Annotated in this window: 9 protein-coding genes; 8 read left to right on the forward strand and 1 reads right to left on the reverse strand. The window is 61.4% G+C overall.

Annotated features, from left to right (window positions below; all coding sequences use genetic code 11):
- Positions 1–68: 68 nt before the first annotated feature.
- Positions 69–2165 (reverse strand): 3-hydroxyacyl-CoA dehydrogenase NAD-binding domain-containing protein, encoded by a 2097-nt coding sequence (locus WB528_RS05580; RefSeq protein WP_423887432.1) that lies wholly within the window; start codon positions 2163–2165, stop codon positions 69–71.
- Between the two features lie 213 nt (positions 2166–2378).
- Here WB528_RS05580 and WB528_RS05585 point away from each other — a divergent pair, with 213 nt between their 5' ends.
- The 8 genes from WB528_RS05585 to WB528_RS05620 all read left to right on the forward strand — a co-directional run.
- Positions 2379–3242: an IclR family transcriptional regulator gene (locus tag WB528_RS05585; RefSeq protein WP_423887433.1), complete on the forward strand. Its 864-nt coding sequence runs from the start codon at positions 2379–2381 to the stop codon at positions 3240–3242.
- A gap of 42 nt (positions 3243–3284) precedes the next feature.
- Positions 3285–4082 (forward strand): ABC transporter ATP-binding protein, encoded by a 798-nt coding sequence (locus WB528_RS05590; RefSeq protein ID WP_423887434.1) that lies wholly within the window; start codon positions 3285–3287, stop codon positions 4080–4082.
- Complete coding sequence (locus tag WB528_RS05595; RefSeq protein ID WP_423887435.1) at positions 4079–4792, forward strand: ABC transporter ATP-binding protein; 714 nt, start codon at positions 4079–4081, stop codon at positions 4790–4792. Before WB528_RS05590 ends, WB528_RS05595 begins: the two co-directional genes overlap by 4 nt.
- Before the next feature lie 10 nt (positions 4793–4802).
- Entirely contained in the window at positions 4803–5681 is an 879-nt protein-coding gene (locus WB528_RS05600) for a branched-chain amino acid ABC transporter permease (RefSeq protein ID WP_423887436.1), read from the forward strand.
- Positions 5682–5683: 2 nt separating this feature from the next.
- Positions 5684–6727 carry a branched-chain amino acid ABC transporter permease gene (locus tag WB528_RS05605; protein WP_423887437.1) on the forward strand — a complete coding sequence of 348 codons (1044 nt, stop codon included), beginning with the start codon at positions 5684–5686 and terminating at the stop codon, positions 6725–6727.
- An 18-nt stretch (positions 6728–6745) separates the two neighbouring features.
- Positions 6746–7975: an ABC transporter substrate-binding protein gene (locus WB528_RS05610; RefSeq protein WP_423887438.1), complete on the forward strand. Its 1230-nt coding sequence runs from the start codon at positions 6746–6748 to the stop codon at positions 7973–7975.
- Between the two features lie 192 nt (positions 7976–8167).
- Positions 8168–9400 carry an ABC transporter substrate-binding protein gene (locus WB528_RS05615; RefSeq protein ID WP_423887439.1) on the forward strand — a complete coding sequence of 411 codons (1233 nt, stop codon included), beginning with the start codon at positions 8168–8170 and terminating at the stop codon, positions 9398–9400.
- A gap of 124 nt (positions 9401–9524) precedes the next feature.
- A partial coding sequence (locus WB528_RS05620; protein WP_423887440.1) for a DUF4147 domain-containing protein occupies positions 9525–10389 on the forward strand: 865 nt, incomplete at its 3' end.

Below are 10389 nucleotides of genomic sequence, written 5' to 3' on the forward strand. Positions count from 1 at the left end.
GTATGGGTCCCTGCGTTCGCAGGGACGACACCTTGAGCTTTGGGCCACAGTAGATCTGGATCATCGACTCACGCCGCTTTCGCGGTCTGCGTGAGCGAACCGAACGTCTTCCCCTCGGCGGCGAGCCGCTTGAGCAACGGCGCGGGCTCCAGCGACGGATCGTTGGTTTCCTTGGCGTAGAAGGCCAGGCGCTCGGCAACGTGCTTCAGACCGATCTGATCGGCGTAGAACATCGGGCCGCCGCGATAGACCGACCAGCCATAGCCGTAGAGCCAGATCACATCGATATCGCTCGGGCGCGCGGCGACCTTCTCTTCGAGAATCCGCGCGCCCTCGTTGATCATCGGGTACATCATGCGCTCGAGGATTTCCTCGTCGCTGACGACGCGGCGCTTGCGCCCGAGACGTTGCAGCGTCTCGTCGATCAGTTTCTCGACTTCGGGGTCGGGCAATGGCGCCCGCGAGCCGGCTTCGTATTTGTAGTAACCCTTGCCGGTCTTCTGGCCGAAACGCCCCGCCTCGCACAACGCGTCCGCGATTTCCGACTTGATGCCGCGATCTTTTCGCGAGCGCCAGCCGATATCGAGGCCGGCGAGGTCTCCCATGGCGAACGGCCCCATCGGCATGCCGAATTTGGTGACGACGGCATCGACCTGCTGCGGCAAGGCGCCCTCGAACAACAGCTTCTCGGCCTGCTTGCCGCGCTGCGCCAGCATGCGGTTGCCGACAAAGCCGTCGCAGACACCGACGACCGCCGGCACCTTTGCAATCTTGCGCGCAACGGCGACCGCGGTCGCCAGCGCATCCGGCGCGGTCTTGGCCGCGCGCACGATTTCGCACAGCTTCATCACGTTGGCCGGCGAGAAGAAGTGCATGCCGAGCACGTCCTGAGGGCGCCTGGTTTCCTTCGCGATCTCGTCGATATTGAGATAGGAAGTGTTGGAGGCGAGCACTGCACCGGGCTTGGCGTATTTGTCGAGCGCGCCGAAAACTTCCTTCTTGATCGCCATGGTTTCGAACACGGCTTCGATCACGAGGTCGGCATCCCTGACGTTCTCAAGCCCGACGACGCCCTTGATCAGCGCCATCCGCTTGGCGGGCGCATCGGCCGGAATGCCGCCGCGCGCCGCTGTCGCCTCGTAATTCTTCTGCATCACGCCCATGCCGCGCTTGAGCTGCTCTTCCCCGGTCTCGATCAGCGTGACGGGAATGCCGGCATTGGCAAACGACATCGCGATGCCGCCGCCCATGGTGCCGGCGCCGATGATGGCGACGCGCTCCACGTTGCGCGGCTTGGTGCCTTCGGGAACGCCGGCGATTTTCGCCGCCTCGCGTTCGGAGAAGAAGGCGTAACGCTGCGCCTTGGACTGATCGCCCGAAACCAGCTTGAGGAAGCCCTCGCGCTCCTTCTTCAATCCCTCCTCGAAGGGAAAATCGATCGCCGCGCCGACCGCGTCCGCAGCCGCAAATGGAGCCTCCAGGCCACGGGCTTTCTTGGTCATCGCAGCAACCGCATTGGTGAAAATCGAGCGGTCGGCCTTGGCGGCCTTAAGCTTGCTGTCGTCGTCGCGCAGTTTTCTCAAAGGCCGTTTTTCCGCCACGACCTTGCGAGCAAAGGCTTCGCCACCGGCGGCGGGACCTTCGACGATGTCGTCGATCAGGCCGCTCTTCAGGGCATCGGAGGCCGAAATCGGATCGCCGCCGACGATCATCTTGACCGCAAGCTCAGGGCCGACCGCGCGCGGCAGGCGCTGCGTGCCGCCCGCGCCCGGCAACAACCCAAGCTTCACTTCGGGTAGCCCCAACCGGGCTTCCTTGACCGCGACGCGGTAATGACAGGCGAGCGCGACCTCGAGCCCACCGCCTAGCGCGGTGCCATGAATGGCGGCGATCACCGGCTTGGGCGAATTTTCGATCTCGTCGAGCACTTCATGAAGGCCCGGGGATTTCGGCGGCTTGCCGAACTCGGTGATATCGGCTCCGGCGATGAAGGTGCGCCCGGCGCAGGTCAGAACAATCGCTTTTGCTTCCGGATCGGCAATAGCACGCTTGACGCAATCCATGATGCCAGCGCGCACCGCGGCGCTCAGGGCATTCACCGGGGGACTGTTGACCGTGACGACCGCAACCACATCATGACGTTCAAGACTGACCACTTCACTCACGGAACTCTCCCTGGATATCCTGTTCTTGCATAGCTTATTTCGAGTATGTCTATCTATTCCGCATCGCGGAATTGAATTCCGCATCTTGACAGGGAGGGTTATTTTGAAGCACGTCCCTTGTCAACAAAGCCCTTCTCGGAGCGTGAAACTCGCGGGTACGTCGGTACGAACATCAAATCTGATCCACTGGCAGGCGAGCGTCGGCAGCAGAGCATGAAGCGTCAAGGCAAGAAAGTCGCGACTGATCGCAGTTTTGTCGTCGCACTTTCCCGCGGTCTCGATGTGTTGCGCGCATTCCAGGCCAACGACGGTCTGCTCGGCAATCAGGAGATCGCGGCCCGCACCAATCTGCCGAAGCCGACCGTTTCCCGTCTGACCTACACCCTCACCAAGCTCGGTTACCTTACGCCGGTTCCGCGGTTTGAGAAATACCAGCTCGCACCGGCAGCCATGGCGCTCGGTTATGCCGCGCTCGCCAATCTCGGCGTCCGTCATCTCTCGGAACCCTACCGCGAAGAATTGATGCGCGAGACCGGCGGTGCGGTTGCCGTCGGCGGCCGCGACCGCTTCAGCATGGTCTATTTCGGCCAGAGCCGCGGCATGACCATCGGCGTTCAGCTCGACGTCGGCTCGCGAGTTCCGATCGCAACCACGGCGATGGGACGCGCTTATCTCTGGGCGCTGCCCGAAGAGGAGCGAAACACGCTGCTGCGCGACCTGCGCGAACATTACGGCGCCCGCTGGGCCAAAATGCGCGACGGCATCGAGCGCGCCGGAGAGACCGTGGCCAAATATGGCTTCGTGATCTCGGCCGGTGAATGGCATGACGACATCGCAGCCGCCGGCGTAGCACTAAAGCTTAATGACGGAACGGGTCCTTATGCGTTTAACTGTGGGGCGCCGGCGTTTCGCTTCACCGAGGAACGGCTGCGCAACGATATTGGCCCGCGTTTGCTGACCATGGTCAGGAACATCGAAGCCGCACTCGGCGGAATAGCGCCGCAAATAAAAAAACAAGAAGGCAGGAAGTTGAGAGCAGGAGGGAAGGTTGCACGTGTGGTTGAGGGGATCGGGTAGGCTTTGCAGCGCTAGCCCAATGGCCTGCCTGTGCGGTGATCGATGAGTGCTGTCCAGACGGCGCAGGCGGCATCGCCGCTGCTCGCGGTTTGCGACGTCAGTGTCGTGTTCGGCGGCATCGTCGCCTTGAATGGCGTCTCGTTCGACATGCACGAGGGTCAGATCCTGGGCCTGATCGGACCGAACGGCGCCGGCAAAACCACGCTTTTCAACTGCCTGAGCCGGCTCTATCAGCCGAGCGCTGGCGACATCCTGCTGGAGGGAGCGAGCATCCTGAAGCGCCCGCCGCACCGGATCGCCGAAATCGGCATCGGCCGCACGTTTCAGAACGTCGCGCTGTTTGCCAACCTGTCGGTGCTCGACAATGTCCGGGTCGGCGCGCACGCGCGAACCAATAGCGACATCCTCAGCGACTCGCTGAAGCTTCCCAGGGTCCGCCGCAACGAGGCCGCGCTCAACATACGCGTTCACGAAATCCTCAACTACCTCGAACTGGAAGACGTCGCCCACCTCACCGTTTCAGGATTGCCGTTCGGCACGCAGAAACGCGTCGAACTGGCGCGCGCGCTCGCGTCCGAGCCCAAGATCCTGCTGCTCGACGAGCCTGCGGGCGGCCTCAACCATGAGGAGGTTCATGTGCTCGGCGACCTGATCCGGCGCATTCGCAACGACCGCAAGGTCACGGTGCTGCTGGTCGAACATCACATGGGCCTCGTGATGTCGATTGCCGACCATGTGGTCGCGTTGAATTTCGGCCGCAAGCTCGCCGAGGGCACGCCCGCCGCCGTACAATCCGACCCCGACGTGATCAAGGCCTATCTCGGGAGCAAGGACCAATGACGGCGCTTTTGAACATCAAGGCGCTGAATGCCTATTATGGCCAGGTTCAGGCGTTGCACGGTCTCGAATTCTCGTTGAACGAAGGCAGCGTCACCACGCTGTTGGGGGCGAACGGCGCCGGCAAGACCACAACGCTGCGCGCGATCTGCAACATGGTCCGGACGTCAGGTGCGATCGAGTTCGATGGCGCGTCGCTGTCGAGCCGCTCGACCGAATACATCGTCCGCCTCGGTATCGCCCACGTGCCGCAGGGCCGCGGCACCTTCACCACCATGACGGTGGAGGAGAACCTCCAGCTCGGTGCGATCACGCGCGGCGACAGGGCCGGCGTGGCGTCCGATATCGAGCGCATGTATACGCACTTTCCCGTCCTCAAGCAGCGGCACGTCCAGCAGGCCGGCACGCTGTCGGGCGGCGAACAACAGATGCTGGCAGTGGCCCGCGCGCTGATGCTGCGGCCGCGGCTGATGCTGCTCGATGAGCCTTCGTTCGGCCTGGCGCCGCTGGTCGTGCGCGACCTCTTCAAGATTCTCGGCAAGATCAACCGGGAAGACAAGGTCACGATCCTGGTGGTCGAACAAAATGCGCAACTGGCGCTGGAAATCGCCGATCAGGCCTATGTGATCGAAACCGGCCGCATCGTGATGTCCGGCATGGCGAACGAGATCGCGGACAATGAAGACGTCCGCCGATCCTATCTCGGCTATTAGGGAACGGCCCATGGAGCTTTTCATCAACCAGGTCCTGGCCGGCATCGCCACCGGCGCGATCTATGCCTGCATGGCGCTTGCCGTCGTCATGATCTATCAGGCGATCGACCATCTCAATTTCGCGCAAGGCGAAATGGCGATGTTCTCGACTTTCATTTCCTGGCAGTTGATGCAGTGGGGCGTGCCCTACTGGGGAGCCTTTCTGCTCACGCTGATCTTCTCGTTTTTCGGCGGCATCCTGATCGAGCGGCTGCTGTTCAAGCCGCTGGCGAAAGCGCCGATTCTTACCAACGTGGCCGGCTTCATCGCGCTGTTTGCTATCATCAACAGCTCCGCCGGCCTGATCTGGGACTTCACCATCAAGGAATATCCGACGCCGTTCGGCTCCTCGCCGTTCCTCGGCAGCCAGCTGATCTCGACCCATCAGGCCGGCATGATCGGCGTCACCATACTGCTCCTCATCGGCCTCTACGTCTTCTTCCGCTTCACCCGGATTGGACTCGCGATGCGCGCGGCCGCCTCTGTGCCTGAGTCGGCCCGGCTGGTCGGCATCAATACATCGTGGATGATCGCGCTGGGCTGGGGCATGGCGGCGGCGATCGGTTCGATTGCCGGCATGTTGATCGCGCCCGTCGTGTTTCTCGAACCCAACATGATGGTCAGCATCCTGCTCTACGGCTTTGCCGCCGCTGTGCTCGGCGGCCTGACCAGCCCGTTCGGCGCCGTGATCGGCGGATTTCTGGTCGGCATCATCGAAAATCTCGCCGGGACCTATATTCCCGGCGTCGGCAATGAATTGAAGCTGCCGATCGCGCTGGCGCTCATCGTTGTTGTTCTGGTTGTCAAACCGGCCGGGCTGTTCGGCCGGCCAATCGTGAAGCGAGTTTAGGCATGAGCGCCGTGCAGGAAGTCGTTACCGGGGTACCCGCCATCGAAGCCGTTCCGAAGCGGGCGATGACGCTCGGCGCCGGCGCCTCGCTCGTCATGCTGGCGTTGCTGATCCTCGTGCCGTTCTTTGTAAAGAACTTCATCATCTTCCAGCTGACCATGCTGCTGGTCTATGGGCTCGCGGTCCTGGCGTTGAACATCCTGACCGGCGGCAGCGGCCAGTTCTCGCTCGGGCAGAGCGCCTTCTATGCGGTCGGCGCCTATACCTCGGCGATCCTGATGGAACACGCCGACATCAATTACCTGTTGACGCTGCCGGTCGCGGGCCTGATCTGCTTCCTGTTCGGATTCCTGTTTGGCCTGCCGGCGCTGCGGCTTTCCGGCGTCTATCTGGCGCTCGCGACGTTCGCGCTCGCCGCCGCGATGCCGCAGTTCCTCAAGCTCGGTTATTTCGAATACTGGACCGGCGGGGTGCAGGGCCTCGTGGTGACCAAGCCCGACCCGCCCGAGGTGCTGCAAACCATACTGTCATGGTTCCACCTCAAAATGTCGCAGGACATGTGGTTCTACTACGTCACGCTCGTGGTCACGATTGCGATCTACATTTTCGCCGTGAACCTGTTGCGGTCGCGTTCGGGCCGCGCCTTCATGGCCATCCGGGATAACGAAATCGCGGCATCCGCGATGGGCATCAACGTGGCGCTCTACAAAACACTGGCGTTCGGCGTCTCGGCGGGCATCACCGGCATTGCCGGCGGGCTCGGCGCGATCGCCGTGCAGTTTGTCGCGCCCGACGGCTACACCATCACGCTCGCGATCTCGCTGTTTCTCGGCATGGTGGTCGGCGGCGTCGGCTGGCTTCCCGGCTCGATCGTCGGCTCGGCGTTCATCATCTTCGTGCCGAACATCGCGGAAGGCATTTCGAAAGGCCTTTCCGGCGCGGTGTTCGGCGTCATTCTGTTTTTCGTCATCTTCCTGGTGCCGCACGGCGCGAGGCAGGTCGCCATGGTTGCCCAGCAACTGCTGGGCCGCTTCAAGAAACGCTAAAAATAGCCTGAGGAGAAAATGATGCCTTCTAGACGGAATCTACTGATTGCCGCGATCGCCACCGGCGCCATCGCGTTCGCTTCGACCGGCAGCGCACTGGCACAGAAGAAATACGATACCGGCGCGACCGATACCGAAATCAAGATCGGCAACATCATGCCTTATAGCGGCCCCGCTTCCGCCTACGGCGTGATCGGCAAGACCGAGGCGGCCTATTTCAACAAGATCAACGCCGAGGGCGGCATCAACGGCCGCAAGATCAACTTCATCAGCTATGACGACAGCTACAGCCCGCCGAAGGCCGTCGAGCAGGCGCGCAAGCTCGTCGAAAGCGATGAAGTGCTGTTGATCTTCAACTCGCTCGGTACGCCGTCGAACAGCGCGATCGAGAAATACATGAACGCCAAGAAGGTGCCGCAGCTCTTTGTCGCCACCGGCGCCACCAAGTGGGACGAGCCAAAGGAGTTTCCGTGGACCATGGGCTGGCAGCCCAGCTATCAGAGCGAGGCGCGGATTTACGCCAAATATCTGATGAAGGAAAAGCCCGCCGGCAAGATCGGGGTGCTGTACCAGAATGACGATTTCGGCAAGGATTACCTGAAGGGCCTGAAGGACGGGCTCGGCGCCAAGTCGTCGATGATCGTCGCCGAGGAAGGCTACGAGACATCCGAGCCCTCGATCGACGGCCACATCGTCAAGCTCAAGGCTTCCGGCGCGGATGTCTTCATCAGCATCACCACACCGAAGTTTGCAGCGCAGGCGATCAAGAAGCTCGCCGAAATGAACTGGACGCCGCTCCATATCGTGTCCAACGTCTCGAGCTCGGTCGGCAGCGTATTGAAGCCGGCGGGATTTGAGAATTCGCAGGGCATCCTTTCGGCGTCCTACGGCAAGGACGCGGCCGACCCGCAGTGGAACAGCGATCCCGGCATGAAGAAGTTTTTCGACTTCCTCGCGAAATACTATCCGGATGCCAACAAGCTCGACGCCTCGGTGGTGTACGGCTACGGCGTTGCGCAAACCATGGTCAAGGTGCTGCAGATGTGCGGCGACGATCTCACTCGGGCGAACGTGATGAAGCAGGCCGCGAGCCTGAAGAACTTCTCGCCCGACACGATATTGCCCGGCATCACCATCAACACCTCGGCGACCGATTTCGCCCCCATCAAGCAGCTTCAGATGGAGCGGTTCAAGGGTGAAAAGTGGGAGTTGTTCGGCGACATCATCTCCAGCGAATTAAGCAATTAACATTCCGCACGGTGAAATCACCGCGCGTCTCTAACGTCTACTAAAGAAGCAGCCCTCCGCACCTTGTGCGGAGGGCTTTTTCTTGTGAGCAACCCGGTAAAATGATACGCATGGAGCAACTCACCGAGAGCTTTCGTTCAAGAAAGCCACGCCAGACACAGCCATCAGACACTGGACGAGAGGGAGAACGTCATGACTGTTTTCGCGAACAGAATTGCGATCGCATCCGTTGCTGCGGTCTCGCTGCTTGCCGTATCGAGCAGCGGCGCGCTCGCGCAGAAGAAATACGACACCGGCGCGACCGATACCGAAATCAAGATCGGCAATATCATGCCCTACAGCGGTCCCGCTTCCGCTTACGGCGTGATCGGCAAGACCGAAGCCGCCTACTTCAAGATGATCAACGACGCCGGCGGCATCAACGGCCGCAAGATCAACTTCATCAGCTATGACGACGGCTATAGCCCGCCCAAGACGGTCGAGCAGGCGCGCAAACTCGTGGAGAGCGACGAAGTTCTCTTCATCTTCAATTCGCTGGGCACGCCGCCGAATTCGGCGATCCACAAGTACATGAACGCGAAAAAGGTGCCGCAGCTGTTCGTCGCCACCGGCGCCACCAAGTGGAACGACCCGAAGGACTTCCCATGGACCATGGGCTGGCAGCCAAGCTACCAGAGCGAAGCGCGTATCTACGCCAAATATATTCTTAAAGAGAAGCCCAACGCCAAGATCGCCGTGCTCTATCAGAACGACGATTACGGCAAGGACTACCTGAAAGGCTTGAAGGACGGTCTCGGCAGCAAGGCCGCTTCCATGATCATCGCCGAGGAAAGCTACGAAACCACCGAACCCACCGTCGACAATCATATCGTCAAGCTCAAGGCTTCCGGCGCAGACATCTTCATTGACATCACGACGCCGAAATTCGCGGCGCAGGCGATCAAGAAGATCGCGGAAGTTGACTGGAAACCGCTTCACTTTCTCAATAACGTTTCCGCCAACGTCGGCGCCGTCCTCAAGCCGGCCGGCTACGAAAACTCGCAGGGCATTATTTCCGCGGCCTATGTGAAGGACGTCACCGACCCGCAATGGAACAATGATCCCGGCATGAAGCAATTCCTGGCATTTCTCGCCAAGGATTTCCCCGAAGCCAACAAGCTCGACGGCTCGGTCATCGTCGGTTACGCCTTCGCGCAAACCATGGTGCAGGTGCTCAAGCAGTGCGGCGACAACCTCACCCGCGAAAACATCATGAAGCAGGCGGCGAGCCTGAAGGACTTCCGTACTGAAGTGCTGCTGCCCGGCATCAAGATCAACACTTCGCCGACCAATTTCGCGCCGGTCAACCAGCTCCAGCTGGAAGTGTTCAAGGGCGAACGCTGGGTGCTGTTCGGCGATGTCATCAGCGGAGATCTCAACGGCTGACGCTTCGTGAGTCATAAAATCCGGCACCCCCCCGCTGAGCACTTCAGCGGGGGGTTTTCTTTTGCCAGAATGAGGTGGATAACGGCGCTTCGAATTCAAGTCCGATAAACGAAGCCATGCCGCCATGACCGACAGACGCCTTCTCCTGCGCGCGATTTTCGATGCGGCGGTCGCCGCCGCGCATCCCGACGTCGTGCTGTCGGCTCACTTGCGGCCGGTTCCCAAAGGCAAAATCATTTGTCTTGCCGCCGGCAAGGGCGCCGCCGCGATGGCCGCAGCGGCGGAACGGCACTATCTCGATGACATCGAACTCGATCCGGCGCGGCTATCAGGGATCGCCACCACGCGCCACGGCCATGGCGTGCCGACACGGCGGATCAAGGTGATCGAGGCCGGCCATCCCGTTCCCGACGAGGCCGGATTGAAAGCCGCGGACGAAACACTTGCACTGGCGCAAACGGCCGGTCCCGACGACCTGCTGCTGGTGCTGTTGTCGGGCGGCGGTTCGGCGAACTGGATCGCGCCGGCCAACGGGGTGACCTTCACGCAAAAGCAGCAGGTGAACCGTGCGCTGTTGCGATCGGGCGCGCCGATCGGCGAGATCAACACCGTTCGCAAGCATCTGTCGCGGATCAAGGGCGGCCGGCTCGCGCGCGCGGGGCAGCGTGCCGAAATCGTCACGCTCGCGATCTCGGATGTGCCGCATGACGATCCATCCGCGATTGCATCCGGACCGACCGTGCCGGATCCGACGACGTTATCGGATGCGCGCGCGATCGTCGCCAAGTACCGGCTCGAGGTCGACGATGCCGTTCGCCGCGCGCTCGACGATCCGAAGAATGAGAGCTGCAAACCGGGCGATGCCGCCTTTGCCCGTGCGCGATTCGAATTGATCGCGCGCCCCAAAGCCTCGCTCGACGCCGCCGTCAAGGTCGCCGCTGACGCCGGTTATGCCACGATCGATCTCGGCGCCGATCTCGAAGGCGAGG

The sequence above is a fragment of the Bradyrhizobium sp. genome (assembly GCF_049586575.1).
GTDB lineage: Bacteria > Pseudomonadota > Alphaproteobacteria > Rhizobiales > Xanthobacteraceae > Bradyrhizobium.